At 62.4% G+C, this 26,430-nt stretch carries 27 protein-coding genes and 1 pseudogene; 17 read left to right on the forward strand and 11 right to left on the reverse strand.

Annotated features, from left to right (window positions below; genetic code table 11):
- Positions 1 to 7 precede the first annotated feature (7 nt).
- The 3 genes from corA to J5Y06_RS11930 are packed head-to-tail and all read left to right on the forward strand — an operon-like array spanning position 8 to position 1,919.
- Positions 8 to 964, forward strand: coding sequence for a magnesium/cobalt transporter CorA (gene corA / locus J5Y06_RS11920; RefSeq protein ID WP_209335375.1), 957 nt, complete (start codon positions 8 to 10; stop codon positions 962 to 964).
- 29 nt (positions 965 to 993) lie between these two features.
- The gene (locus tag J5Y06_RS11925) at positions 994 to 1,461 is read left to right on the forward strand and encodes a MaoC family dehydratase (RefSeq protein ID WP_209335376.1); all 468 of its coding nucleotides are present in this window, start codon (positions 994 to 996) and stop codon (positions 1,459 to 1,461) included.
- Complete coding sequence (locus tag J5Y06_RS11930) at positions 1,458 to 1,919, forward strand: MaoC family dehydratase (RefSeq protein ID WP_209335377.1); 462 nt, start codon at positions 1,458 to 1,460, stop codon at positions 1,917 to 1,919. Before J5Y06_RS11925 ends, J5Y06_RS11930 begins: the two co-directional genes overlap by 4 nt.
- 11 nt (positions 1,920 to 1,930) lie before the next feature.
- Here the strand turns inward: J5Y06_RS11930 and J5Y06_RS11935 are convergent, their stop codons facing one another.
- Genes J5Y06_RS11935 through J5Y06_RS11950 form a run of 4 tightly spaced genes read right to left on the reverse strand, consistent with a single transcriptional unit; the run spans position 1,931 to position 8,751 of the window.
- Positions 1,931 to 4,003, reverse strand: a complete 2,073-nt coding sequence (locus tag J5Y06_RS11935; protein WP_209335378.1) for a hypothetical protein — start codon at positions 4,001 to 4,003, stop codon at positions 1,931 to 1,933.
- Between the two features lie 10 nt (positions 4,004 to 4,013).
- A complete protein-coding gene (locus tag J5Y06_RS11940; protein WP_209335379.1) occupies positions 4,014 to 6,830 on the reverse strand; it encodes a DUF4159 domain-containing protein in 2,817 nt (938 codons plus the stop codon).
- Complete coding sequence (locus tag J5Y06_RS11945) at positions 6,827 to 7,744, reverse strand: DUF58 domain-containing protein (RefSeq protein WP_209335380.1); 918 nt, start codon at positions 7,742 to 7,744, stop codon at positions 6,827 to 6,829. The genes J5Y06_RS11940 and J5Y06_RS11945 overlap by 4 nt, the downstream gene beginning before the upstream one ends.
- Positions 7,744 to 8,751 (reverse strand): AAA family ATPase, encoded by a 1,008-nt coding sequence (locus J5Y06_RS11950; protein WP_209335381.1) that lies wholly within the window; start codon positions 8,749 to 8,751, stop codon positions 7,744 to 7,746. The genes J5Y06_RS11945 and J5Y06_RS11950 overlap by 1 nt, the downstream gene beginning before the upstream one ends.
- Before the next feature lie 155 nt (positions 8,752 to 8,906).
- Here J5Y06_RS11950 and J5Y06_RS11955 point away from each other — a divergent pair, with 155 nt between their 5' ends.
- The 3 genes from J5Y06_RS11955 to J5Y06_RS11965 are packed head-to-tail and all read left to right on the forward strand — an operon-like array spanning position 8,907 to position 11,403.
- Positions 8,907 to 9,542, forward strand: coding sequence for a DUF1285 domain-containing protein (locus J5Y06_RS11955; RefSeq protein ID WP_209335382.1), 636 nt, complete (start codon positions 8,907 to 8,909; stop codon positions 9,540 to 9,542).
- Positions 9,542 to 10,174 (forward strand): CoA pyrophosphatase, encoded by a 633-nt coding sequence (locus J5Y06_RS11960; RefSeq protein ID WP_209335561.1) that lies wholly within the window; start codon positions 9,542 to 9,544, stop codon positions 10,172 to 10,174. The genes J5Y06_RS11955 and J5Y06_RS11960 overlap by 1 nt, the downstream gene beginning before the upstream one ends.
- Positions 10,171 to 11,403, forward strand: coding sequence for a CCA tRNA nucleotidyltransferase (locus J5Y06_RS11965; RefSeq protein ID WP_209335383.1), 1,233 nt, complete (start codon positions 10,171 to 10,173; stop codon positions 11,401 to 11,403). The genes J5Y06_RS11960 and J5Y06_RS11965 overlap by 4 nt, the downstream gene beginning before the upstream one ends.
- Here J5Y06_RS11965 and J5Y06_RS11970 read toward each other — a convergent pair.
- Both J5Y06_RS11970 and hemF read right to left on the reverse strand, forming a co-directional pair.
- Positions 11,400 to 11,585: a DUF1059 domain-containing protein gene (locus J5Y06_RS11970; protein ID WP_209335384.1), complete on the reverse strand. Its 186-nt coding sequence runs from the start codon at positions 11,583 to 11,585 to the stop codon at positions 11,400 to 11,402. The genes J5Y06_RS11965 and J5Y06_RS11970 overlap by 4 nt on opposite strands.
- 74 nt (positions 11,586 to 11,659) lie before the next feature.
- A complete protein-coding gene (hemF, locus tag J5Y06_RS11975; protein ID WP_209335385.1) occupies positions 11,660 to 12,574 on the reverse strand; it encodes an oxygen-dependent coproporphyrinogen oxidase in 915 nt (304 codons plus the stop codon).
- 136 nt (positions 12,575 to 12,710) lie between these two features.
- On the opposite strand from hemF, the gene J5Y06_RS11980 reads away from it, so the two are divergent.
- Positions 12,711 to 12,962, forward strand: coding sequence for a hypothetical protein (locus J5Y06_RS11980; RefSeq protein ID WP_209335386.1), 252 nt, complete (start codon positions 12,711 to 12,713; stop codon positions 12,960 to 12,962).
- Here J5Y06_RS11980 and J5Y06_RS11985 read toward each other — a convergent pair.
- Positions 12,959 to 13,443, reverse strand: a pseudogene (locus J5Y06_RS11985) (GNAT family N-acetyltransferase). The gene J5Y06_RS11980 and the pseudogene J5Y06_RS11985 overlap by 4 nt on opposite strands.
- Positions 13,436 to 13,921, reverse strand: a complete 486-nt coding sequence (locus tag J5Y06_RS11990) for a tRNA (cytidine(34)-2'-O)-methyltransferase (protein ID WP_209335387.1) — start codon at positions 13,919 to 13,921, stop codon at positions 13,436 to 13,438. Before J5Y06_RS11990 ends, J5Y06_RS11985 begins: the two are co-directional and overlap by 8 nt.
- Positions 13,922 to 14,207: 286 nt before the next feature.
- Here J5Y06_RS11990 and J5Y06_RS11995 point away from each other — a divergent pair, with 286 nt between their 5' ends.
- The 8 genes from J5Y06_RS11995 (at position 14,208) to J5Y06_RS12030 (ending at position 22,410) form a co-directional block, all read left to right on the forward strand.
- Positions 14,208 to 14,549, forward strand: a complete 342-nt coding sequence (locus tag J5Y06_RS11995; protein WP_209335388.1) for a hypothetical protein — start codon at positions 14,208 to 14,210, stop codon at positions 14,547 to 14,549.
- 37 nt (positions 14,550 to 14,586) lie between these two features.
- On the forward strand, positions 14,587 to 16,470 hold the full coding sequence (locus J5Y06_RS12000) for an ABC transporter ATP-binding protein (RefSeq protein ID WP_209335389.1): 1,884 nt from the start codon (positions 14,587 to 14,589) through the stop codon (positions 16,468 to 16,470).
- 33 nt (positions 16,471 to 16,503) lie between these two features.
- A complete protein-coding gene (locus J5Y06_RS12005) occupies positions 16,504 to 18,402 on the forward strand; it encodes an ABC transporter ATP-binding protein (protein WP_209335562.1) in 1,899 nt (632 codons plus the stop codon).
- Between the two features lie 14 nt (positions 18,403 to 18,416).
- Entirely contained in the window at positions 18,417 to 18,731 is a 315-nt protein-coding gene (locus tag J5Y06_RS12010) for a DUF6665 family protein (RefSeq protein WP_209335390.1), read from the forward strand.
- A 274-nt stretch (positions 18,732 to 19,005) separates the two neighbouring features.
- Positions 19,006 to 19,569: a ubiquinol-cytochrome c reductase iron-sulfur subunit gene (gene petA, locus J5Y06_RS12015; RefSeq protein WP_209335391.1), complete on the forward strand. Its 564-nt coding sequence runs from the start codon at positions 19,006 to 19,008 to the stop codon at positions 19,567 to 19,569.
- A gap of 19 nt (positions 19,570 to 19,588) precedes the next feature.
- A complete protein-coding gene (locus tag J5Y06_RS12020; RefSeq protein WP_209335392.1) occupies positions 19,589 to 20,893 on the forward strand; it encodes a cytochrome b in 1,305 nt (434 codons plus the stop codon).
- 26 nt (positions 20,894 to 20,919) lie between these two features.
- Positions 20,920 to 21,789 (forward strand): cytochrome c1, encoded by an 870-nt coding sequence (locus tag J5Y06_RS12025; protein ID WP_209335563.1) that lies wholly within the window; start codon positions 20,920 to 20,922, stop codon positions 21,787 to 21,789.
- 75 nt (positions 21,790 to 21,864) lie between these two features.
- Complete coding sequence (locus J5Y06_RS12030) at positions 21,865 to 22,410, forward strand: adenine phosphoribosyltransferase (protein ID WP_209335393.1); 546 nt, start codon at positions 21,865 to 21,867, stop codon at positions 22,408 to 22,410.
- Between the two features lie 7 nt (positions 22,411 to 22,417).
- Here J5Y06_RS12030 and J5Y06_RS12035 read toward each other — a convergent pair whose 3' ends face one another.
- Entirely contained in the window at positions 22,418 to 23,002 is a 585-nt protein-coding gene (locus J5Y06_RS12035; RefSeq protein WP_209335394.1) for a GNAT family N-acetyltransferase, read from the reverse strand.
- Between the two features lie 244 nt (positions 23,003 to 23,246).
- On the opposite strand from J5Y06_RS12035, the gene J5Y06_RS12040 reads away from it, so the two are divergent.
- Positions 23,247 to 24,227, forward strand: a complete 981-nt coding sequence (locus J5Y06_RS12040; RefSeq protein WP_209335395.1) for a glutathione S-transferase family protein — start codon at positions 23,247 to 23,249, stop codon at positions 24,225 to 24,227.
- A 3-nt stretch (positions 24,228 to 24,230) separates the two neighbouring features.
- On the opposite strand, the gene J5Y06_RS12045 is transcribed toward J5Y06_RS12040, so the two are convergent.
- Positions 24,231 to 24,692, reverse strand: a complete 462-nt coding sequence (locus tag J5Y06_RS12045; RefSeq protein WP_209335564.1) for an NUDIX domain-containing protein — start codon at positions 24,690 to 24,692, stop codon at positions 24,231 to 24,233.
- A 119-nt stretch (positions 24,693 to 24,811) separates the two neighbouring features.
- Between J5Y06_RS12045 and J5Y06_RS12050 the strand changes: the two genes are divergently transcribed.
- Positions 24,812 to 25,771 carry a metallophosphoesterase family protein gene (locus J5Y06_RS12050; protein WP_209335396.1) on the forward strand — a complete coding sequence of 320 codons (960 nt, stop codon included), beginning with the start codon at positions 24,812 to 24,814 and terminating at the stop codon, positions 25,769 to 25,771.
- Positions 25,772 to 25,780: 9 nt separating this feature from the next.
- Here the strand turns inward: J5Y06_RS12050 and J5Y06_RS12055 are convergent, their stop codons facing one another.
- Positions 25,781 to 26,380, reverse strand: a complete 600-nt coding sequence (locus J5Y06_RS12055; RefSeq protein WP_209335397.1) for a hypothetical protein — start codon at positions 26,378 to 26,380, stop codon at positions 25,781 to 25,783.
- Positions 26,381 to 26,430: the final 50 nt, after the last annotated feature.

A 26,430-nucleotide genomic window follows, 5' to 3' on the forward strand; every position in this document is an offset into this window, starting at 1 on the left:
ATCTGAGATGCTGCGCGCGTTTGCCCACGAGTCCGGCCTCCTTGCGCGGAGGACGGAACTGGATCAGTCCATCATCTGGGTGGACCTGATGGAGCCCAGCAAGGAAGAAGAGGATGCGGTCGAGGCGTGGCTCGGCGCCTTCATCCCCACACGCGAGGAGATGGCGGAGATCGAAACCTCCAGCCGCCTTTACGTGGAGGATGGCAGCACGTTCATGACGGCGACGCTTCCGTCGGGAACGGAAGGCGAGCACACGGTCCTTTCGCCGGTCACCTTTGTTTTGTCCAAGGGGCGGCTCGTCACCATCCGCTACCATGAGCCTCGCGCCTTCGCGACGTTCCCAATGCGGGCTGAACAAGCTTCGCTTGGCTGTTTTTCGGGGGAAACAATCCTCACGGGGCTTCTTGAGGCGATCGTGGACCGTCTGGCAGACATTCTGGAAAGTGTCGGCCGCGACATCGTGAAACTGTCGAATCAGATCTTCCATGCACCGGAAACGAAGGCTTCCGACCGCGACCGCAACTTCCAGCAAATCCTACGGCAGATCGGCCGCAAGGAGGATCTGGTGTCCGGAATGCAGGACAGCCTCATATCCCTGCAGCGACTGGTAAGCTTCCTGACAGCGTTGAAGGTCGGCGACAAAGAAACCAAGTCTCGAGGCAAGACACTGCTGCGCGACATCCAATCCCTGAGCGATTATGCTAGCGCCTTGTCGGGCAAGGTCACCTTCCTGCTCGATGCCACCTTGGGCATGATCAACATCGAGCAGAATGCGATCGTGAAGATCGTGTCGGTGGGCACCGTGGTCTTTCTGCCGCCGACCTTGGTGGGCACGGTATATGGCATGAACTTTCAGAACATGCCGGAACTCAATTGGACCTATGGCTATCCGCTTGCGTTGATCGCCATGGCTTTGTCAGCCATCCTGCCATTCTGGTTTTTTCGCCGCCGCGGCTGGCTTTGACCCGCTGCCGGTCAACATCGGGATCAATCATGACGGACAAGCGCTGGGCCTTCGAGGATTTTGAGGAAGGAGCCACGATCCCGCTGGGCCGCCGCGCGGTGGAAGCCGCCGAGATCATCGAATTCGCTCAGGAGTTCGATATGCAGCCGATGCATCTGGATGAGGAGGCCGGCAAAGCCAGCATCCTTGGCGGACTGTCAGCCTCCGGCTGGCACACATCCGCGATGTTCATGCGCCTGATCTGCGACAATCTTCTTTTGGACTCCACGTCGCAGGGTTCTCCGGGCATTGACTACCTCAAGTGGAAAAGGCCCGTCCTCGCTGGCGACACGATACGCGGCCAGAACACGGTGCTGGCAAAGCGCAGATCGGCTTCGCGGCCAACCCTCGGCTTCGTGACCTTCAAGAGCGAGTTGTTCAACCAGCGCGACGAACTCGTGCTGGAGTTCCAGAACAGCGGCATGTTCCTGTTGCGCAATCCAGGAGCTGCCGCATGAAGCTGGATGAGTATTTTGCGCTTGGCCAGACACAGGATCTTGGCAGCCACATTTTCACGGCGGAGGAGATCATCACCTTTGCCCGCAAGTTCGATCCGCAGCCTTTTCACCTGAGTGAAGAAGCAGCAAAGAACAGCGTGTTTGGCGCACTGTGCGCTTCAGGCTGGCATACGGCGTCCATGTGGATGCGCCACAATCTGCTTCATGCCGCGCCGCGGGAATGGGCTGGTGAAGGCCCGAAGCCGGAATTTGGACCCTCGCCGGGGTTCCAGAACCTACGCTGGCTGAAACCCGCCTATGCCGGGGACACGATCCGTTTTGCACGCACCAGCACAGCCCACCGCGCCCTCACCTCGCGACCCGGCTGGCGCATCCTCAACGCCCACGGCGAAGCCTTCAACTCCGCGAACGAGAAGATCATGGGGATCGACACGGCAGTCCTGATGAAGGTGGCGTAGTAAGGCGAGCCTTATCGGCCTTCGCGATACCACATGGCGCCGATCGCCATCAGCAGAAGAGCGAGGCCGAGGAACCCGCCGAACAAGGGCGTGCGGCTCACCGACTGCAGGATGCTATCGTTCGTGGTGCGGAGCCCCATCCAGTCGCGGCCTGCCGTTTCGCCGCCGGACCGTACCGGCACGATGTTGGGCAGATCAATGCCGGTCAGCCCCGCCTCGATGCGGCGCACCGTACCGCCGCTCGCATCCGCGACCGGGCGGAGCACGGCTTCGGTGGAAATCACGTCTGCAAACTCGGGTGCATTCACCGGACCGACATGCGCGAGAGCCGTGAGATCGCCGTTGGCGACCTGGTACAGGCCAACCTCATCCGCTTCCAGGCTGCCGGTGAACAGGCCAGGCTGGTTCGAGGCCAGCGGGATCTGGAGGCGCTTGCCAGTCGGCGTAATGATGCTCGCAGGTCCGGGCTCGTCGCTCATGGTCTGGCGCGTGACATTCAGCACCATGCCACGCCCATCTGCGGTCAGCCGCTCTTCCTCGAGCTCCGGCTCCTTCATCAGCCAATGCGCGATGCGCCGGTAAAGATCGACATGCGGTCCTCCGCCCTCATAGCCGCGCGCCCAAAGCCAGCCCTGGTCCGACAAGAACATGCCGACCCGCCCCTCCCCAGTACGGTTCAACAGAAGCAGCGGCTGCTCGCCCGCTCCTTTCATGACCACCTCACCTTGAGGATTGTTCACGCTGATCTGGCGGAACCAGCGGCTCCAGCGCGGCGGCTCCTGTCCCGAACCTTCCAGTCCGCGCGTCACTGGATGGCGCTGGCCGACGTCGGTCAAGCGGGGGTAGAAGCCTTCTTCCACCACGTCGCCGGTCGGCAAGGCAGGCAGTGCCGACATCAGCGGCGTGTTGGCGATCGACTGCGGCCCGGCATATTCGGGGCCTGCTGCGATCAGGAGCGCGCCGCCATTTTCGACATACTCCGCGATGTAGTCGTAGTAGAGGATCGGCAGCACGTCGCGATGTTGGTAGCGGTCGAAGATGATCAGGTCGAAGTCGTTGATCTTTTCGACGAACAGTTCGCGCGTCGGGAAAGCGATCAGCGACAACTCGTTGATCGGCGTACCATCCTGTTTTTCCGGCGGACGCAGAATCGTGAAATGCACGAGGTCCACGGACGCGTCCGACTTCAGGAGGTTGCGCCAGGTGCGCTCGCCGGCATGCGGCTCGCCTGACACCAACAGCACCCGCAGGTTCTCGCGAATGCCGTCCACGAGGGCGATGGCGCGGTTGTTGGCAGGCGTCAATTCGTCCGCAGGGCCCTCGACGGCCAGTTCCACGATGTTGCGGCCGGCATTCGGAACCGCGACTTCCAGGGTGGTGGGCTGCCCGACGACTGCCCGTTCCGTAGCCACCAGATCGCCGTTGACGGACACGCGCACGGACACCGTTTCGCCCTCGCCGGCGCTGTCCAGCACCCGGTAGGTCATGGTCACCGGCTTGTCCACGAGGCCAAAGCGGGGCGCGTTTTCCAGCCGGATGCGGCGGTCCCGCTCGCCTTCTTCACCCGTAATCAGGGCGTGGATCGGCGCCGCAAAGCCGGGGCCGTTGCCGGCCGGTACGTCATGAACCTGGCCATCGGTCACCATGATTGCGCCGGCGATGCGCGACGGCGGCACGTCACGGAAGGCACTGTCCAGGCTGTTGAACAGCTCCGTTTCCGTGCGCTCGTCGGCTGAAGCAGCCTGCCCAGTCTCGATCTCGCGCACCTCGAACTGGTCGAAGCGGGCAAGACGCGTCTTCAGTTCGGCAACCGCCGCGTCGGTCTGCGCGGTGCGATCACGGATCTCCTGGCTTTGGCTGCGATCCACCACAAGGGCCACCACGCTTTTCAGCGGCTCGCGCACTTCATCCAGCAGAACAGGGTTGAAGAGGGCGAGCGTCAGCGCCAGCAAGGCCCCGACCCGAAACAGCGCGCCGCGTTGCCGCCGCCACAAGGCGATGGCTGCGAGCAACGCAACAGGCAGGAGCACAAGCGCAAGGAAGGTCCACGACAGCAGCGGTTCGAAGGAAAGCGACCAGTTCACAAGCGGATCCTTACTGACCGAGCCGTTCAAGCAGAACAGGCACGTGCACCTGATCGGATTTGTAGTTGCCGGTAAGCATGTACATCATGATGTTCACGCCGCCCCGCAGGGCATAAACCCGCTGCATCGGGTCGGCCGGCACGGTGGGCAGCATCGGTTCGCCGCTGGCGTCCACGGCCCAGGCTCCCGCGAGATCATTGGCCGTGATCATGATCGGCGTTACGCCATCGCCTGTCCGAACCGGTCGGTCCGCGGCTTCGGTGCTCGTTGGAACAGCCTCCACCCAAAGCGGGCTTCCCGTGAAGCGGCCGTAGAACTCAGGCACGATGAAAAAGGCTTTCGTCAGAACGTGGTCGGCCGGCACCGGCTCCAGCGCCGGCACGTTCAGATTGCCAAGGATGTCCCGCAGCCGCTGCGTCGCAGGCGTAGCGGAACCCATGTCAAAGCCGGTGGAATACTGGTCGCGCGTGTCGAAAAGCACCGTGCCGCCGCCCTGCATGTAGGCATCCACCCGGGCGATGGCTTCCGGCGACGGCATGGCCGCATCGGGATCAATCGGCCAGTAGATCAGCGGGTAAAAGGAAAGCTCGTCCGTCGCGATATCGACGCCGGCAGGTTCGCCCGGTTCAAGCGCGGTCTTGTCGATCAGGAACTGCGTCAGCCCCGTCATGCCCGCCCGGCTGATCGCATCAACGGACGAATTGCCGGTGATCACATAGGCGATGCGGGTCGTGGAGATCGCCTCGATTGCCGCCTGATCATCCGGCTGGCTGTCCTGCGCCTGCGTCGGGTTTGCAAAGGTGGCAAGGCCAAAGGCGAACGCGACAAGCGCCGCGGCGGCAACAGCAACCCCCGTGCGCCGCGGACGGCGTGCAAAAGCGCCGCCCATCCACAACACGGCGAGTGTGTCGAGCACCATCAATAAGGCTGCAAGGGCAAACAAGGGGCCACGAAGGTCGCGCGCCTGGTCAAAGGCGTAGGACGCTTCCGTCACGGGCAGGCCCGTTTCCGGACGAGCCAGGGCAACCAGCTGCGCATCCTTGTTCAAGAGGTTATGCGCCACCACTCCCTCGTCTCCTCCGTAAAGCCCGGGCGGATTTTCGATGGACACGCGGGCAACTCCAGGCTCGAGCGGACGTGCATCCGCGGGAGGCGGCACAAGCACGCCATCTGCGCCGATCATGCGGAACGGCGGCAGACCGCCTCCGCTTGTTTCCGCATTGGCATCAAGCCGGCCTTGATTGCGCGATAGCTGCACCACACGCCGCAACATCTCAACGAAGGTACCGGAAATCGGAAGATTCGACCACGTCGCTTCGGGCGTGACATGGAACAACACCACGGACCCCTCACCTCGCCTCGTGCCCGTGATCAGCGGAGTGCCATCGGCAAGAGTTGCCCAAGTGCGTTCGGCAAGTTCCGCGTTGGGTTCTGCCAGGACCTGCCGCGTGACCGTCACTTCCGATGGCGGCGCCAGATCGGCAAAGGGACCGGTCGCAGGAAACTCACGCACCGTCTGCGGCTCGGTCCAAGACAGGGCGCCACCCAGCGCACGCTCGCCAAGCCGCAGCGGAACCGGCAGCAGCACCTCGTCATTGCCGGCAGCGGCAAGGCGGGAACCGGCAAAGCGAACCAGTGTGCCGCCTTGCTCCACCCAATCGATCAGGGCTTGGCGCGCGCCGTCGGGCACCACGCCCACATCGGCCATGACAATCATGGCCGGGCGTTGTTCAAGCAACTGCGGGATAGCTTGGGCGAGATCCGCACTTGTCGGCTCCACAAGGTCTGCAAAGGGTTGCATCGCCTTGCGGATGTAGAAAAGTGGCGAAAGGAGCGGCTGCGCCTGGTCGGCTTCGGCTTGCGACAACAGACCGACGCGACGGCGCTTGGCGTTTTCATCAAGAACCCGAACAGCGCCCGCCTGCGGTTCGCCGTCGATGGCAACAGAAGCGAAATCGTTGCGGAGCTCGAAGGGCACCGTGAAATCTCCGGTTGCCATGGTTTCACCTGGTCCGAAGCCGAGCGTGGCATCGGCAATGCGGCGGCCGCGCTCGTCGAAGGCGCCGGCCGTCACCGTGCGCGGTGCAGGATCAGCGCTGCTTCGAACCGCGGTGACACGGAACCCGTCGACCTCGTTGTCAGCCGCGGTCAAGGCCAGCGACGTGATCTGCTCGGGCGCGATCCAGATGAGGTTAGATCGCGCGTTTCCGAGAAGAGCCGCGAAGGCCTGCTCGTCGCCTTCGGCAGCAAGCCCGTCCGCAAGCACCGCCACACTCGGTGCAGCAAACCCTGCAAGGGCTTCTGCCACGCGCCCGAAAGCGGTCGGACGATCAACCGGAACCGGCCGGGGAGCCGCTGCGCGCAGGTGGTCGAGCGCAGCCTGCGCTTCGAATGGCCCGATCTCTGTGCTGGGTGGTTCGGCGGTCAGGGCCAGCACCACCGGAATGCCCGCGGCACTTGCGTCGGTAATCAGCCGTTCCGCTGTGGCCACCCGCCGCTCCCAATCGGGTGCGGTCGACCAGCCATTGTCCAACACAATCGCAACCGCGTCACCCGACGCGCTCATGCGTTCGCGCGGGTTGAACACCGGATCCGCCAGCGCGAAGATGATCAAGGCTGCCATCAGAAGCCGCAGCAGCGTGAGCCACCAAGGGCTTGAATGGGGTGTTTCTTCCTTGCGCAGAACGCGCGCTAGGATCTTGAGTGGGGGGAAGGTTTCCGTTTGGGGCTTGGGCGGGGTCAAGCGCAACAGCCACCAGATCAGCGGCAAGGCGAGCAAGCCGGCCAGAACCAGGGGCGCGCCGAAGGAAAGCGGAAGCCAACTCATGCGCCTGCGCTCCCCAAGCCGGCATCTGTGGACAAAGCCAGGTGGATCTTCACGAGCGCTTCGGAGGCAAGACGGTCCGTGTGGTTGACCGTGTAGCTCCAGCCCTGCCGTTTCGCCCAGCTGGCGAGCTCGGCCCGGCGTGCCAGATAAAGGTTCCGGTAGTCAGCGGCCAGAGTTTCGGCACGACCCGCGGTCAAGCGTTCGCCACTTTCGGGATCCTGAAACTCGGTTCGTCCGGCATACGGAAAGCTTTCTTCTGCCGGATCAGCGATCTCGATCAGATGCGCCCGCACGCCACGCCGCATCAGCGGATCGAGCCACTGCATTGCTTCGTCGGGCGTATCGAGGAAATCCGAAACAAGGATCACGTCAGAAAAGCGACGCACGCCGATGAAGTCCGGCCTCGACCCCGAACCGGCAGGGGCATACGCCAACCGCGTGGCCAGCCGCTCGGCGCCGTTGCGTGCCGTGAACGGATCGGTGAGGCCCGGCCAGCCGATGCGCTCGCCGCTGCGCGACAGAAGTTCAGCGAGCGCAAGCGTCAGAACAAGCGCACGCGACTCCTTGGAAACGGTAGCGCCCTTCGACTTGTAAAGCATGGATGGCGACGCGTCCGCCCACAGCCACACCGTGTGGGCTGCTTCCCACTCGCGATCGCGAATGTAGGTGTGCTCGTCGCGCGCAGACCGGCGCCAGTCGATGCGCGAAACGGCGTCTCCTTCGACGAACGGCCGGAACTGCCAGAAGTTCTCACCCACGCCCCGCCGGCGACGGCCGTGCCAACCGGAGATCACCGTGTTCACGACCCGCCTTGCTTCAACAAGGAGGTCCGGCACAAGGGCGGCACGCGTGCGCGCTCGGGCCAGCGCGTCGCGCGAGGCTACGGGAGGAGCAACCTCGCCGATCCCAGCCATCAACCGACCGCTTTCACCAGCCTGGCAACAACGTCACGCACGCTCATGCCTTCCGCGCGGGCTGCAAAGGTCAGCGCCATGCGGTGCTGCAGCACTGGCTCCGCCAGCGCCCGCACATCATCGATCGAGGGTGCGAGCCGGCCATCATAAAGCGCGCGGGCACGGGCACAGAGCGTCAGCGCCTGAGACGCGCGCGGGCCAGGGCCCCAGGCAACATGCTTGTCCGTTTCGGCATGCCCTTGCCCAGGGCGCGCCGAGCGCACGAGCGTCAGAATGGCTTCCACAACGCTTTCCGGCACGGGCATGCGCCGCACGAGGAGCTGGATCTCGCGCAGCCGTTCGGCGTCGAGGACTGTGGCGATGCCGGCTTCGCGCGTGCCGGTGGTTTCCGTCAGGATGCGACGCTCGGCTTCGAGCTCCGGATAAAGGATGTCGATCTGCATCAAGAAGCGGTCGAGCTGGGCCTCGGGGAGAGGATAGGTTCCCTCCTGTTCCAGCGGGTTCTGCGTCGCAAGCACATGGAACGGGGCTGGCAGATCGTGACGGTGGCCAGCCACGGTGACATGGTATTCCTGCATCGACTGCAACAAAGCCGATTGCGTGCGCGGGCTGGCGCGGTTGATCTCATCGGCCATCAACAACTGCGCGAAAATCGGGCCGGGAATGAAGCGAAAGGCGCGACGACCCGTTTCATCCTGCTCCATCACTTCCGAGCCCAGAATGTCCGACGGCATCAGGTCCGGCGTGAACTGGATGCGATTGGATTGCAGTCCGAGCACAGTGCCCAGCGTTTCCACGAGCTTTGTTTTCGCAAGACCCGGCACGCCCACCAACAAGGCGTGGCCGCCGGCAAGAACCGCCGTCAGCGTTTTTTCCACCACGCTTTCCTGGCCGAAAATCACTTGGCCCACGGCATCGCGCACGAGCGAGATGCTGTTCAGCGCTTGTTCTGCCTGCGCAACCATCTGGGTTTCGCTCAGCGCCTTGTCGGACGTCATCACGCTCATCTTTGAATTGGCCCTTCGTTGAAGAGGTTCGCGCGAAGCGGCGGACCGTTTTTCCGTCGAGGATCGCGAACCCGCTGGGGGTAGAAGCAAGGCGCCTCGACCTTAAATGGCTTGCAGGTACTGACAAGCAAAACAACAGTGACTATTTCGTGACCATGACAGCTTCAACGACGACCCCTCCCAAGAGCTTGAAAACAGCCGGCGACACCGCTGGTCTTGAAGCGTTGATCGGTCGCGCGGCGCGCGCTGGCAAGGGACTTCCACCCGTTGATCGATGGAATCCGCAGTTCTGCGGCGAACTCGACATGGAGATCAAGCGCGACGGCACCTGGTTCTATCTTGGCACGCCGATCGGGCGCCCTGCCCTTGTGCAGCTCTTTTCCAGCGTTCTGCGCAAGGACGAAGACGGCAACACCTATCTGGTCACTCCCGTGGAAAAGGTCGGCATCCGCGTTGAAGATGCGGCCTTCCTTGCCGTGGAAGTCGATGCCAGCGGGTCAGGCGACGCGCGCGCGTTGACCTTCCGAACCAATGTCGGCGACGTCGTGGAAGCAGGACCGGATCACCCGCTGCGCTTCGTGGATGAAGCCGAGACCGGCGGGCTGAAGCCCTACCTCCACGTGCGTGGCCGCCTTGAAGCGCTCGTGAACCGGCCCGTGATGTACGAACTTGCCAATCTCGGCGAGGAGATCGAGATCGATGGCCGCCTGATGTTCGCCCTCCGCTCACGCGGTGCCGTGTTTCCCGTGATGCCGGTGGACCAGCTGAACCGCCTTGCTTCCCAAGGATGATGCTACACCGAGCCGATACGCTGTTTAGCGCCGAGGATTTCCGCCGCCGCGCCTTGACGGAACGGGAAGAGCCGGAGCGCGACTTCTACGGCGATCATCGGCTGAACCCCGACTCCCGCGACTGGGTCGTGCGACCGGATCTGCGCGAGGCCGCCGTGATGATCACGGCTGTTGATCATCACGACGGCGCGACCCTGATTCTCACCAAGCGCGCGGACCATTTGCGCAAGCATGCTGGGCAGATCGCCTTTCCAGGCGGCAGCATCGATCCGGAGGACGCTTCGCCCGAAGCCGCCGCCTTGCGTGAAATGGAAGAAGAGATCGGGCTCGATTCGGCTGCGGTCGAGGTTCTCGGACGCTTGCCCGACTACAGCACCGGCAGCGGCTTCCGCATCGCGCCTGTGCTGGGCATTGTCCAGCCGGGCTTCAGCCTTTCCATCAATCCGGTTGAAGTGGATGCCGTGTTCGAGGTGCCCCTCGCCTTCCTCATGGATCCAGCCAACCACGCCCGCAACAGTCTGATCTTCGCCGAACGTGAGCGCTTCTTTTACGAAATGCCTTTCGGCGAACGCCGGATCTGGGGGGTCACCGCCGGCGTGATCCGCACGCTTTACGAAAGGCTCTACGCTTGACCACGATCGCGGGCCGCGCGGCCTTTCTTGACCATCCCGGCTTGCGGGCGCTGTTGGCGGCACTCACGGCCGATGGTGGCGAAGCCCGGGTCGCAGGTGGCGCGGTGCGGGATGCTCTGCTTGGGCGGCCTGTTGGAGACATCGACGTGGCAACAACGGTGCTGCCGCGTGAAACGCTGCGTCGCGCAGAAGCAGCCGGCCTGCGCGCGATCCCGACCGGGCTGGAACACGGCACGATAACGGTGGTCGCAGAAGGCCTGCCGGTGGAAGTGACGACGCTTCGCTCGGACATCGAAACGGATGGACGACACGCGAAGGTGGTTTTCGGCCGGGATTGGCAGGCCGATGCAAAGCGCCGTGATTTCACGATCAACGGGCTTTATGCCGAAGCCGATGGGACAGTGGTCGACCTCGTGAACGGCGTCGCCGATCTCGACAAGCGTGTTCTTCGCTTCATCGGCGAACCCGAACAGCGCATCAGGGAAGATTACCTGCGTGTCCTCCGCTTCTTCCGCTTCTTCGCCTGGTACGGCGAAGGGCGACCTGATGCAGGCGGCCTCAAGGCCTGCGCGCGGCTGAAGGACGGCGTCTCGGGGCTTTCGGCAGAGCGGATCTGGAGCGAGATGCGCAAGCTCTTGTCGGCACCCGATCCCTCGCGAGCGCTTCTTTGGATGCGCACCACGGGCGTGCTCAGCCTCGTGATCCCCGAAACAGAAAAATGGGGCATCGACGCAATTCACGGTATGGTTCGGGCCGAACAAGCGCACGGCTGGGCGCCGGACCCGCTGCTTCGCCTCGCCGCCGTTATTCCGCCGACCGCCGAGCGCGTCATGAGCCTGGAAGAGCGGCTTCGCTTGTCCAAGGCCGAAGCGCGGCGCCTCCACGGCTGGGCCGATGCGCCTGTTCCCGCCGAAACAAGCGCAGCCCTGGCGCGTCAGATCCACACGGTTGGCCGGGAAGGCCTGGTTGACCGGCTAAAACTCCAGATCGCCGCCGACGCGGCGAACGGAACGGACATCCAAGCCAAATTGGCGCTCTTGGATTACGCCAAGACCTGGGATCTACCGGTTCTGCCGGTCACAGGCGCCGATCTCGTGGCCGCCGGCTTTGCTCCCGGACCTGCGCTTGGCAAGGAACTGAAGCGCCTGGAAGCAGAATGGCTGGCGTCTGATTTCCAGTTGGACAAAGCTGCGCTTCTGGAGCGCACAGCCTTGCCACAACCTGATTAGGCAGCGTCTCGCACGCGCTCGATCCGCGAACGGATCGCGTCGATCATGCTTTCACGAATGATCGTCTCACCATGGGTTTGGCGCATGTGGTCTACCGCGCGACGCATGACTTCCGCTTCTTCCTCATGCCTCGTGTGCCATTCGCAGCCGGGCACAAGCGATCCGCATTGGAATTCCTTCATCGCTTCATCCTCCTTGGCAATGATGGACAGACCTTAACTGAGTACCCTCCAGCGGTTTTCAAGGCTGAGGCCGCTCAAGGCCACTTCACCTCGGGCGGCATGCTGGACAGGATTGCATCGATGTTTCCGCCGGTCTTCAGGCCAAAGATCGTGCCGCGATCGTAAAGCAGGTTGAACTCCACGTAGCGCCCCCGCCGGATCAACTGTTCCTCGCGGTCGGCTTCCGTCCAGTTCTCGTTGAAGTTCCGGCGGACGATGTGCTGGTAGGCGATCAGAAACGAGCGCCCGACATCCTGTGCAAAGCGGAAATCCGATTCCCAGCCAAGGTCTTCGCCTTGCGAGTGAAGGTAGTCGAAGAAGATGCCGCCGATGCCGCGATGCTCGCCGCGGTGCGGCAGATAGAAATAATCGTCACACCATTGCTTCAGGCGCGGGTAGTCGGCGACGGCCGAATGCTTCTCACAGGCGAACTGCATGGCGCGGTGAAAGGCTACGGAATCCGGATCTTCCTGCACTCGACGCCGGTCGAGAACGGGAGTCAGGTCGGCGCCGCCGCCGAACCATTGCCGCGATGTTACGACCATGCGGGTGTTCATGTGCACGGCCGGGACATGCGGGTTCCAGGGGTGGCAGATCAGCGAAATCCCGCTGGCCCAGAACCGCGGATCCTCATCGGCTCCGGGCATCTGCTTGCGGAACTCCGGAGAAAACTCGCCGTGAACGGTGGAGGTGTGAACGCCAACCTTCTCGAAAACGCGGCCATACATCATGGACATGACGCCGCCCCCGCCTGCGCCCCCTTCGCGCTGCCAGGGGGTCCGCTCGAAGCGGCCGGGCGACCACGTCGCCTGCGGCCCGGTCACCTCGTCCTCCAACCCTTCGAAGGCCGCGCAGATCCGGTCACGCAACTGCTCGAACCAGGCGCGCGCAATGTCTTTTTTGGCTTCGATGTCATCCGGCAACCCGGCTGGGATTTGGTCGCGGTCCATGATGTCGTGCATTGCTCCGTCGCAAACCACCTACTCCGCAGACCCTCCTGCGGGCAAGACCGGCCACGTTTGCGCCACAAAGGACTCGTCAAGCGCCCTTCACCTCCCTAATCTAGCGGGAAGAACGGAGTTCCGCATGCGCCCGCCGGTCCGCCCGCCGCTTGATGGATTGAAAACGCGTCTTGCTGAAGGACGCGCCGGAAAGTTTCGCAGCGACGGCTTTTTGCGGGAAACATTTCGCTTGCCGCGCCCCGATGCGCGCGCCAAAGCGCGCGAATGGTTCGACCGCTGGCCGCGGCAGGCTTACTGGACCGAGATCGAAAGCTGGTTCGAGCGACCGGGCGACGAGATCGAGTTCACGATCCGCCGGCTGCCGACGGCCGATTAAACATCCCGGACGAAATAGCGCACGGTCTTCGCTCCGTCGTGGATACGGGCCGATCCAACCTCCCGGAAGCCGAGGGCCGCGTGAAACGCGTCGGAAGCCGGGTTGGGAGGCTCGGCATTGACCTCGCAGCAGACCAGGGTGTGTCCGTAGCTGGCTGCACGGGCAAACAGATCCTCGTATAGGGTGCGCGCAAGCCCCGACCGCGGGCCAAAGGCGCAACTGCGATGCGGTCGATGTAAACGAAGCGCTGGTAGCGGGACTGAAACCACAGAAAATTGGGGCTCGCGTAGTCGGCGTCCTGGTCGAAGGCGAGCAGAAAGGCCTCCCCCTCGCCGATCTGTTGCGCGTAGAAGGCGCGCTCCCTCATCTGCCGGAGATCAACAGCCTCGAGCCATGACAGTTCGGCGGCATGCGCGTTGTTGAGCTGGAGCACCGCCGCCATCGAACGGTCGTCCAGAGCCTGAATCAGCGCCTCAGCCATGCGTCGTAAACTCCTGAGCCTGGAGCATAAGTTGGCGCTTGGCCTCGCTGGCGACGATCGCTGCGGAAACGGAAAGATTGAGGCTGCGTGCGTTGGGCTCCATGGGGATCAGAATGCGCGCATCGACAAGGTTGTGGACCTCATCCGGCACACCGGCGGATTCGCGACCCAACATCAACACGTCGTTCGGGCGAAAGGCAAAGTCGAGATAGGAGATCGCGGCCTTCGTGGACAGCAGCACCAGCCGGCGGCCTTCTTCGCGTCTCCAGGCATCGAACCGGCTGAAATCAACGTGGCGGCGCAGTGCAGCCATCTCGAGATAGTCCATGCCCGCACGCTTCAGGTTCTTGTCGGAAATGTCGAAGCTGGTCGGCTCGATCACGTCAATTGCCAGGCCAAGACAGGCGCCCAGACGCAACACAGCCCCTGTGTTGCCGGGAATCTCCGGCTGGTAGAGCGCCACGCGCAGGTTGTTCATGCTGGTGCTCCGCTTGGAGGTGAACCCCGCTTCTGCCCTGTCACAAAAAACTTCTCCCTGCGACTGGTAGTCGCGCCTTGCAGCGTGTATAGGGGTCCCGACTTCAATGCGAACCGGAAGGAGGCAGTGATGGAGTTCATGATGACCGTAGATATTCACCGCCCCCGCTCGTCCTCGAACGGCACACCAGCCTGACGACGGCCTCGCGACACTTGTTCCTCCTGCATTAAACGAGAACACGTCCCGAGCGCCGTCGGATCGAAACGATTCCGAAGGTTCTACTGCGATGTTCTCCCTGTTTCCTTTCGAGCCCGATCGTCGATTCCGCCAGCTTGAGTCCCGTGAAAACGCGCGTCGTCTGGCACGCGGCCAGATAAGTTCTCCCTCCCGCGGCGCCGCCGCGACGCGAGCCGATCTTCCCGACGTCGATGTGTCGAGGGTCACCTACCTGCCGCGCCGCTCGTTTCTGCAGGGCCTTGCGGCACTGCTCGGCCTTCGCAGCGTGATCCTTGCTCCGACTGTGTCAGGAGCGGGTGTGGCAAGCAGTGGCGAAACCCACTCCGGCGCCTATCTGCACGCAACGAGTACCGAGCACACCGTGTCATCAGAGCCGCGCCTCGCTGCTTGAGCGGCAACGCCCTCGCGCTTCAAAAAAGAGATTGTTGATGTTCCGCTGGTTCGAAGCCCGCCTCAACCCGTTTCCGGCCGAAGAGCCTGTGGAACCGCCGAAAACGCTGGTTGCGTTCTGCCTGCACTACACCAAGGGATCCTGGCCCTATATCGCGCTTGCCACAGTCCTGATGGCTGCCATTGCTTTGGCGGAGGTCTGGATGTTCGCCTTCATGGGCAACATCGTCGATTGGCTTTCCGCACAGAACCGCGAAACCTTCCTGCAAACGGAAGGCTGGAAGCTCGCCGGCATCGGCTTCATCGTCTTGTTCTGCCTGCCGGCCATGGTGACGCTCCATTCCCTGGTGAGTCAGCAAACGCTGATGGGCAACTATCCCATGCGCATTCGCTGGCAAGTGCACCGCTACCTGCTGAAGCAGTCGATAAGCTTCTACCAGGACGAGTTTGCCGGCCGCATCGCCACCAAGCTGATGCAAACGGCGCTGGCAGTGCGCGAATGCGTGATCAAGCTGATCGACGTCCTGAACTACGTGATCGTTTATTTCCTGGGCGTCCTGTTTATCGTCGGGTCGGCTGACATCCGCCTTGCCATTCCGCTTGCGGTTTGGGTGCTCGCCTACATCGGGCTGTTGTTTGTGTTCGTGCCGCGCCTCGGCAAGGTTTCCGCCGAACAGGCGGATGCGCGTTCGGTGATGACGGGCCGCGTGGTCGACAGCTATACCAACATCCAGACCGTGAAGCTCTTCAGCCATGCCCGTCACGAGTCGACCTATGCCCGCGAGGGCATGTCGACCTTCCTTCAGACGGTCTACCGCTCGATGCGGCTGGTGACCGGACTGTATGGTTCGCTTTACCTGCTGAATTCCGCCCTTCTTGCGACGATTACGGGCTTGTCGATCTGGCTTTGGCTTGGAAACCTCATCTCGATTGGCGCAGTGGCCGTGGCACTCGGCCTGGTGCTTCGGCTTTGGGGCATGTCCCAGTGGATCATGTGGGAAGTTTCCGCTCTGTTCGAAAACATTGGCACTGTAAAGGACGGCATCGGCTCCATTTCCATGCCGCGCCTGGTTGAAGACAAGCGCGGGGCCAAGCCGATCGTCGTCTCGAAAGGCGCCATCACGTTTGACCGCGTCGGATTCCACTACGGCAAAGGCAAAGGGATCATCAGCGACCTGTCGCTCGACATCAAGCCGGGCGAAAAGGTCGGTCTGGTTGGCCGCTCCGGGGCGGGCAAGTCCACCATGGTGAACCTGCTTCTACGCTTCTACGATGTCGAAAGCGGTCGCATCCTGATCGACGGTCAGGACATTGCAGATGTCCAGCAGGATACACTGCGCGCGGCGATTGGCATGGTGACGCAGGATACGTCCCTGCTGCATCGCTCGGTGGCCGACAACATCCTTTACGGCCGCCCTGATGCCGACCAGTCGATGGTCGAGGAAGCGGCGCGCCGTGCCGAAGCCGATCGCTTCATTGCCGGCCTCCGCGACCACGTCGGTCGCACGGGCTATGACGCCCATGTCGGCGATCGCGGGGTGAAACTTTCCGGCGGTCAACGTCAGCGCATCGCGATTGCCCGGGTGATGCTGAAGGACGCGCCGATCCTCATCCTCGACGAGGCGACCTCCGCACTCGACTCCGAGGTGGAAGCAGCGATCCAGGAGAACCTGTACCGCCTGATGGAGGGCAAGACGGTGATCGCGATCGCCCACCGCCTGTCCACCATCGCGGCCATGGACAGGCTGATCGTAATGGATCGCGGCCGCGTGATCGAGGAAGGCACGCATGATGCCCTGGTGGCAAAGGGCGGGCTTTACGCGCAACTCTGGCAGCGCCAGTCCGGCGGCTTCCTTTTGCATGATGAGCCCGAACCTTCTGAAAGCGAGGCGGTGAGGTCGACAGAATTGGCAGCGGAATAGCCCGCGGCTTTCATGAGGAAGATCACACCCTACATGAGAGACGTGTTGACCTCTCCCGAAACACCGCGAGCCTCCTTCCGCGAACGTGCCTGGCAAGGCGCGGAAAACGTGATCGAGCCTTTTGCCGACACCGACCGTGACGTGCTGCCACGGGATGCCTGGCGCTTCATCTGGTTTTTCGCGCGCCAAGCGAAATGGCCTTTCATCCTGCTCCTCCTCGCGGGCGGCCTTTCGGGTGCGGTGGATGCAGCGCTTTACTGGTCGGTCGGGCAGCTGATCGACATTCTGGACGTCGCGACGCCTGCCACCCTCTTGGCCGACTACTGGCCGCATCTTGCGGCGTTCCTTGTGCTGGTTCTGTTCGTGCGTGCGGTCATCATGATCGGCAACGCCGTTGTGGAACAGCAGGTTGTGGTACCGAACTTCTACCAGCTCGTGCGTTGGCAGGCGTTTCGCCGCGTGATCGATCAGCCCTACGAGTTCTACCAGAACGATTTTGCTGGCCGCATCGCAACCAAGATCCTCCAGGGCGGCGAAGCCACGGGCGACTTCATCGTCAGTTCGCTCCAAACCATGTGGAGCTTCATTACCTTCCTGATCCTTGCCGCAACCATCCTGTCCACGCTCGATCCGCTGATGGGCGTGGTTCTGGTGCTGTGGCTGGCGAGCTATCTCGCCGCCGCCTGGTATCTCTTGCCGCCGCTCCGCGCAGCGGGACGACGCACGGCCGATGAACGCTCGCTGGTGAATGGCCGGCTGGTGGATGCCTTCACCAATATTATGGCCGTGAAGCTCTTCGACAGCGGACGGCGCGAACATGGCTTCGTCCGCGAAGGCATGGCGCAATACCTTTCGGCCGTAAAGCAGATGACCCGCGGCATCACCCGGGTACGCGCGGCCGTCGCCATCCTCAACGGCTTCATGATGGCGGCCGTATCGCTGCTGGCAATCTGGAGCTGGTCGAAAGGCGAAGCCTCCACAGGTCAGATCGCTGCAGCCATTGGGCTCGTATTCCGGTTGAACCAGATGTCGGGCTACATGATGTTCAACATCAATGGTTTGATCCGCAACTTTGCCACCGTTCAGGACGCCACGGGCACGGTGTCTGTGCGCCCGGGCATCCAGGATGCACCGAACGCCATGGCAATGCCTCGCGCAACCGGTGACCTGCGTTTCGAAAACGTGTCCTTCCATTACGGCAAGACCGATGGCGTGATCGACAAGTTGAACCTCCATGTTCGGCCAGGCGAACGAGTAGCGCTGGTCGGTCCGTCGGGTGCCGGCAAGACCACCCTGGTGAACCTCGCCCTGCGCTTGTTCGAGGTGGAATCGGGGCGCATCCTTGTGGATGGGCAGGACATCCGCACCGTGACCCAATCTTCCCTGCGCCAGCAGTTCGGCGTCGTCAGCCAGGATCCCATGCTGATGCACCGCTCGATCCGTGACAACATCGCATATGGTCGTCCTGAAGCAACGGAAGCGGAAATCATCGCCGCCGCGAAGCAGGCGAAGGCGCATGACTTCATCCAGGGCGTTCGCGATCCGAGAGGACGCACGGGCTACGATGCGCATGTGGGCGAACGCGGCGTGAAGCTGTCGGGCGGTCAGCGCCAGCGCATCGCCATCGCCCGCATGATGCTGAAAAACGCGCCAATCCTCATCCTCGATGAAGCCACGTCTGCGCTCGACTCCGAGATCGAGGCCGCCATACAGGACAGCTTGAGCGAGTTGATGCGCGAAAAGACCGTCATCGCCATCGCGCACCGGCTGTCCACCATTGCAGCGCTCGACCGCATCGTCGTGCTCGACGAGGGTCGCATCGTGGAGGAAGGCAGTCACGATGCGCTTGTTGCCGGCAACGGCCTTTACGCGCAGCTTTGGAAGCGCCAGTCAGGCGGCTTCCTCGGTGGCGAAGCCTTGGCTGCCGAGTAGAAGGGTTTTCGGCGATGTCGCTCAGGCTTCCTTCTTTCACGGGCAGTGCTTCAGCCGGCGACGTGCTGTTTGACGCCCTCAATGCTGAAGTCGCTTCGGAGAAAGCGTCTGCCCTTGGACATGCAGGCGAAAAAGCAGCCAAGGCCTTGGCCGAACTCGCTTCCGCGTCCAGCAAGGAGCTTCGCTACCCCGCCCTGCTGAAGGCTGCCTCGGATGCGGTTTACGCGCTGTTCATTCAACGGGAACTGTGCGGCATGCGCCGCCACGACGCGGTGATCCGCGACCTCCGGATCCCAAACGCAGTTCTCGCGCGGCTCGGCGCGGGATAGTCGAAAGCGCCGATCCAGCTGTTGCACCGGCTTGCGAAAAGCGATGCTTCGGTGATCTTCTAGGCTGGGGAAAAGAGGCTTGCGACAAACTGCCCACCATTTCTCGACCGTATGGACATGTCATTCCGACACGCCTAGAAAATGCCGCAAACTACCATGGATTCCGTGGCGGCTTCACGGCGCGCGTGCATGACAGGGTGGTGCTCTGGCGGCTTTTTGCCGCCAGGGTTTAGAGACAACGGAGCCATCGGCTCGACGGTCAGGAGGACGTTCCGTGAGCGCAGAAGAAACCGCCGAACCCACGCGGCGCGATTTCCTTTACATCGCCACCGGCATGGCAGGCGTTGTTGCCGCCGCAAGCGTGGCTTGGCCTTTCATCGACCAGATGCGCCCCGACGCTTCCACGCTCGCCTTGGCGACGGTGGACGTGGACGTGTCCAGTGTTGAACCCGGCATGTCCATTACCGCTAAGTGGCGCGGCAGCCCGATCTTCATCCGCAACCGCACGGATGCCGAGGTGGAACAAGCACGCGAGGTCCCGCTCACCGCGTTGAAGGACCCAATCGCCCGCAATGCCAACGTGCCCGGCGACGCACCGGCGACAAACGACAATCGTTCGGCCGGCGAAGGCCGCGAAAACTGGATCGTCATGGTGGGCACCTGCACCCATCTTGGCTGCGTGCCGCTCGGCCAGTCCGGTGATTTCGGCGGCTGGTTCTGCCCATGCCACGGCTCGCACTATGATACGGCTGGCCGTATCCGCGTCGGACCGGCGCCGCTGAACCTGCCCATTCCAACGTTCGAGTTCATCTCGGACACGACGGTCCGTATCGGTTGAGCCGAGGAAGCGAATAGCCATGAGCGGTGGACACTCAACCTACACTCCCACAAGCGCAGTCGGACGCTGGATGGATGCTCGCATGCCGCTGCCGCGGCTTGTGCACGATTCCTTCGTTTCCTACCCGACGCCGCGCAACCTCAACTATGCTTACACGTTCGGCGGCATCCTTAGCGTCATGCTGGTCGCGCAGATCGTGACCGGTGTCGTGCTGGCGATGCACTACACGCCAAGCACGCTGCTGGCGTTCGACTCCGTTGAAAAGATCATGCGCGACGTCAACTCTGGTTGGCTCCTGCGCTATCTGCACTCCAACGGCGCGTCGATGTTCTTCATCGCCGTTTACATCCACATTTTCCGGAGCCTTTATTACGGCTCATACAAGGCACCGCGCGAGCTGCTTTGGATCCTCGGCTGCATCATCTACCTCCTGATGATGGCCGCCGGCTTCATGGGCTATGTTCTACCCTGGGGCCAGATGAGCTTCTGGGGCGCAACGGTGATCACCGGCTTCTTCACGGCCGTTCCTGTGGTGGGTCAGTCGATCCAGCAATTGCTGCTCGGTGGCTTCTCTGTCGATAACCCGACGCTGAACCGCTTCTTTGCGCTGCACTACCTGCTGCCCTTCATGATCGCAGGCGTGGTGGTGCTTCACGTCTGGGCCTTGCACGTGACGGGCCAGACCAACCCCACCGGCATTGAGGTGAAGTCGAAAACGGACACGGTGCCGTTCACGCCTTACGCGACCCTGAAGGACGCGCTTGGCATGATGGTGTTCATGCTGTTGTTCGCTTATTTCGTCTTCTACCTGCCGAACTTCCTCGGCCACCCCGACAACTACATCGTCGCCAATCCGCTGAAGACGCCTGCTCATATCGTGCCGGAATGGTACTTCCTGCCCTTCTACGCCATCCTGCGTGCCATCACCTTCAACATCGGCCCGATCGACTCCAAGCTTGGCGGCGTGCTCGCCATGTTCGGCGCGATCGCCGTGCTGTTCTTCGTGCCCTGGCTCGACACGTCGAAGGTGCGCTCGGCCGTGTACCGTCCCTGGTACAAGCTGTTCTACTGGCTCTTCGCGATCAACGCGATTTTTCTGGGCTGGCTTGGCTCACGTCCGGCCGAAGGTGCCTACGTGATCATGTCGCAGCTTTCGACGATCTACTATTTCGGCTTCTTCCTGGTGATCATGCCGCTCCTCGGCTTGATCGAAACGCCACGTCGCTTGCCCAACTCGATCACGGAAGCCGTGCTGGCCAAGCACAAGGGTAGTGCTGCGGCTCACCCCGCGGGTGCCACTGCCGCGCCCGAAACGAAAGCGTGAGCGGCAGGGCTCGAAAGGACCAGATGATGAAGAAGATCCTCGTGGGATTGGCCGCCCTGTGCCTCGGCGCCGCCCTTGGAACAGGGGCCTTTGCTCAGGAAGAAGCGCACGGCGGCCACGATGAAGCCAACCCGACGCATTTCCCGATCCTGAAGCCGGAAGAGCTTGATTGGAGCTTCGCCGGACCGTTTGGTCGCTACGACAAGGCGCAGCTGCAGCGTGGTTTGAAGGTTTACCGCGAAGTCTGCGCGGCCTGCCATTCCATGCGGCTGGTGTCCTTCCGCAACCTGGAAGATCTCGGCTATTCCGAAGCCCAGATCCGCACCTTGGCAGCGGAATATGAGGTGCAGGACGGTCCAAACGCCGACGGTGAGATGTTCACCCGCGCGGCCATTCCTTCGGACCACTTCCCTTCGCCCTACCCGAACGACGAGGCTGCCGCAGCGTCCAACAACGGCGCGGCACCCCCTGATCTTTCCCTGATGGGCAAGGCGCGAACGGTGGAACGTGGCTTCCCGACCTTCGTGTTCGACGTGTTCACGCAGTACCAGGAAGGCGGACCCGACTACGTCCATGCCCTGCTGACCGGCTATGACGAGACGCCGCCGGAAGGCATGGAGATCCCGGAGGGGACCCATTACAACCCCTACTTCATCGCGGGCAAGTCGCTGGCGATGCCGAAGCCCATCACCGACGGACAGGTCACGTATGACGATGGTGCGCCGCAAACGGTGGACCAGTATTCACGCGATGTGTCCGCCTTCCTGATGTGGGCGGCTGAGCCGCACCTGGACGAGCGCAAGATGATCGGCTTCCGGGTGGTGCTGTTCCTTTTGCTCTTCATCGGCTTGCTGTGGATGACCAAGCGCAAGGTTTGGTCGGATGTTCCTCACTGAAGCCTGAAACCAGAACACGAGCGAAGGCGCCCAAGCGGCGCCTTTGCTTTTTGCGGCTCGCTGCGAGGTGCCTGCATGAAACCCTCTCTTGAAGATTTCCTCCTGTCGGCGATCCGCACCATTCCGGACTACCCCAAGCCCGGAATCCTGTTTCGCGACATCACCACCCTGCTCGGCAACGCGCGTGCCTTTCGTCGCGCGGTGGACGAGCTGGTGCACCCCTATGCGGGACTGAAGATCGATAAGGTGGCCGGCGTGGAAGCGCGAGGCTTCATCCTGGGCGGCGCCATGGCTCATCAGCTTTCATCCGGATTTGTACCGATCCGCAAGAAGGGCAAGCTGCCGCATGACATCGTGCGGGTTGCTTACAGCCTTGAATATGGTGTGGATGAGATGGAGATGCATCGCGATGCCATCCGCGCAGGCGAGCGCGTCATTCTGGTGGACGATCTGATTGCAACCGGCGGCACGGCGGAAGGCGCCGTGAAGCTTTTACAGCAGATGGGCGCAAACATCATTGCGGCCTGCTTTGTGATCGATCTTCCGGACCTTGGCGGGCGCAGCAAGCTTGAAGCTTTGGGTGTCGAGGTCAACACCCTGATCTCGTTCCCCGGCCACTGACGCCACATCAGCCCGCGGCGCGCAGCCGCTCCACGCCGGTTTCCGCCTCGTCGGTGAACGCTTGAAAAGGCTTCGGGCTCCGTACGATTTGATCGACATGATCCAGATCGCCGGTCAGCTGCGCGGCTGCCCCTGGCGTGAACTCACAAACGAGAAGGCGGTCCGGATCAACCGGTCGAGGCATTTGCACCTGGTTGCGAGGCATGCGCGCAAAGCCCAGCGGTCCATAATACGGGGCGTCGCCGACCAGCATCACCAGCGGTGATCCGGCCTTCCGAGCAGCATCGAGCCCGAGTGCAACAAGGGTGCGCCCGATCCCGGCATTCTTGAAGGCGGGGCGCACCGCAAGCGGTCCCAACATGTGCCCCCTGCCCCGTCCCGCGGCAATCGGGGTCAGCCGTACCGATCCGATGACAGTTCCGGCCGATGCCGCAACAAAGGAAAGGGCGCGATCATGCGGGCCGCCTTCACGGATCTTGGAGGCCGCACGTGCAAAGCGGCCCGGACCGAACGCTTCCTCGTTGATCAGCTCGATTTCAGGATCGTGTTCGGCCGTTTCCGGCAAGTAGGCAATGGTAGAGCCAGGGACCATGGGAGTTCATCCGAGATGAGGTAGGCTGTTTGCCGCGCAAGGGCGCGACTTCCATCTGCGCTTGATTTAAGCGCCGAAGCCCATTCGTCGTCGGATGCTGCGGATCATGAAGGTCCCTCCGACCTCCCGCTACCACCGATTCGCCGCGGCGTCTATGCCCGGGCTGCAACCGATCTGTTCAATGGATGGCCCTTCTGTCAGCGTGCCCATGTCCTAGATGACGGGGAAACAAGAGGAGCGCGCAATGGGTTTGCTGATCGACGGTGAGTGGAGCGACGCCTGGTATGACACCAAGAAAAGCGGCGGGAAATTCGAACGCGACGAAGCGCGCTTCCGCGACTGGGTCACGGCCGATGGTGCGCCTGCGGCGGGACGCGAGCGCGGGTTCAAGGCCGAACCCGGACGCTACCATCTCTATGTTTCGCTCGCCTGCCCCTGGGCGCATCGGACGCTGATCCTGCGCAAGCTGAAGAAGCTCGATGACCTGATCTCGGTCGACGTGGTTCACTGGTGGATGGGCGACAACGGCTGGACCTTCAAGGCCGAGGACGGTGCAACCGGTGACAGCCTCTATGGCGCCGACTACCTGCATCAGATCTATACGCGCGCGGCTCCAAACTACACGGGGCGCGTCACCGTGCCGGTGCTCTGGGACAAGCAGCAGGAAACCATCGTTTCCAACGAGTCGTCCGAGATCATCCGCATGCTGAACAGCGCCTTTGACGAATGGGGCGATGCCTCGCTCGACTTCTATCGGCAGGATCTTCGCGGCGACATTGATGCGGTGAATGAGCTCGTTTACCCCAACGTCAACAATGGTGTTTATCGCGCCGGTTTCGCCACGAAGCAGGACGCCTATGAAGAAGCCTTCAAGGACCTGTTTGCGACGCTGGATCAGCTCGAAGCACGCCTCGGTCAGCACCGCTATCTGGTGGGCAGCCGCTTGACCGAAGCAGACTGGCGCTTGTTCACCACGCTCGTCCGTTTTGATCCGGTTTATGTCGGCCACTTCAAGTGCAACCGGCAGCGCATCGCCGATTATCCGAACCTTTCGAACTACTTGCGTGATCTTTATCAGGTGCCGGGCGTGGCCGAAACGGTGGACCTGTTCCACATCAAGCATCATTATTACGGCAGCCATCCGACCATCAACCCGACGCGGATCGTTCCTGTCGGGCCTGCGCTGGATTACTCCGCCCCGCATGACAGGGCGCGGTTCGGCTGAACCTCACCAATCCTCGCTGGGTTCGACGCCACCGAGTATTTCGGCGATCCGCCTGCGGGTTGCAGGCGTGACCTCGGGAGGCAAGGCATCAAGCGCAAAGAAGCGTGCTTCGGCGATCTCGTGATCCGCCGGCCGAGGTCCGAGCAGCTTGAAGGTTGTGACAAGGTAGAGTGCCACGTGGTCGCGGCGGCTCGCTTGGCGGTTGAAGTGCATGGACTTTAACAGCGGGCGGCCGATGATCTCGATGTTGCACTCTTCCATGATCTCGCGGCGGAGCGCTTCCAGGGCGGTCTCGGCTGCTTCGACGCCGCCACCCGGCAACTGCCACCCGGGCACATAGGTGTGGCGGATCAGGAAAACGGCCTTGCCTTGCGGATCGTAGATCAGCGCCCGAACACCCAGCGTCATGGGCCGGGTCAGCACGAACCAGAGGTGGAACACGCGCATGCGCAAGCGACGCAGCATTTCGCGCGAACCCTTTCGGGCATGTTGTGCGTTCAACGGAAAGATCCGGCGGCAAAAAGCCGGTCATTCGGCAACGCAAAGTTCTTTCGTGGTCTGGCAACCGGCACTAAGAAGGCTCCATGTTTCGTCTTGCGCATCTTTCCGACATCCATCTGGGCCCTCTTCCGGAGGTCACAGTCCGTCAACTCGCCTCCAAGCGCATCACGGGCTACGTGAATTGGCAGCGCAATCGCAAGAACGTTCTCGACGACAAGGTCTTGGACGCGCTGACGAACGATATCAAGGCGATCCACCCGGATCACATCGCCTTGACCGGCGACCTTGTGAATCTCGCACTTGATGCCGAGATTCAAGTGGCCCGCCTCTGGCTTCAGGAATTCGGCGGCTCGGAGGCTGTTTCGCTGGTGCCCGGCAATCACGACGCTTATGTGCCCGGCGCCTTCGACAAGATCTGCAAAGCGTGGGGCAAATACATGGCTGGCGATGGCGAAAAAGGGCCGACCAGCCGCAAGTCGTTTCCTTACCTGCGCGTGCGCGGCAACGTCGCCTTTATCGGCGCGACCTCCGCTCGTGCGAGTGCACCATTCATGGCCAGCGGGTATTTCCGCGATGATCAGGCCGAGCGGATGGACACGCTTCTGGAGGAGGCCAAGGAGCGCGGGCTGTTCCGCGTCGTGATGATCCACCACCCACCCGTGCATGGCGCGACGGCAGGGCACAAGCGCTTGTTCGGCATTGCCCGGTTCCAAAAGGTTATCAAGGAGCACGGCGCAGAACTGGTTTTGCACGGGCATACGCATCTCTCCACCGTGCACTGGATTCAGGGTCCGAAGCAGCGGGTTCCCGTGGTCGGCGTTGCTGCCGCAGGAGAATCCGTCGGCGAAGGCAAGCCGCTTTCGCAATACAACCTGTTCGACATCAGCGGCGAACCGGGCGGCTGGTCGATCCGGATGACACGGCGGGGATTGTCATCGAAGACGCGGCTGATCGACGAACATTCGAGCTTTCAGCTGGTGGGCCGGGAAACGCAAGCCGACCGGCCGGTCGGCAACCAGCCGGTTCGCACCCTGGCGACCTGAGGACGGACGCTACAGCGCAGAAAACGGGACGCCGCTCAGCCAGGCAATCGTTGCACCGGCCAGCAAGCCGACCAGCACGCCGGCGCCCATCAGAGCGAGACCACCCAGCAACATGCTCCAGTCACGCGGCATGTCGCGGCGGGTTGCCTTCAGGGCCTGAGCCAGGCGCGAAGGAAGAACGGGAACAACGTCGCCTTCGATGGTACGTTGCCGTTCAACGACGCGTTCTGCGATGTAGCGCGTTACCTGGTCGGCAACGGATTTCATGTCGCTTGATTCCGCCAGAACCACCCGACCGATGCGTGTGTCCCGCACGAAGCGATAGGTCCTGCGATCCCGGCCCATCGCCACATGGCTGACGGCATCGATCCAGAAGCGAGGCTGCAATCCTGAAGACACCACAAAGTCGAAGCGCGGATCGTCTTCGCCCACGTCCTTGAGCACCGGCTCGAGTTCCTGCACAAAAAGATCGAGCCGCATCCGATCGGCATCGCGGAGGTCGACAACTACGTCGGCGCGATCCGCTTCGGCTGTTCGCACCTCGCGAATGGCGCTGAGAAGGCTACGGCCTGCCTTGGGACCCGTGGCCCCACGATGCGCGTCACTCATACTCATGACTCCAGCTCACCATAGATGGTTAAGCATACGTAAACAGGAGG

The sequence above is a fragment of the Tianweitania sediminis genome, assembly GCF_017813335.1.
In the GTDB taxonomy this organism is placed as follows: Bacteria; Pseudomonadota; Alphaproteobacteria; order Rhizobiales; family Rhizobiaceae; genus Tianweitania; species Tianweitania sediminis.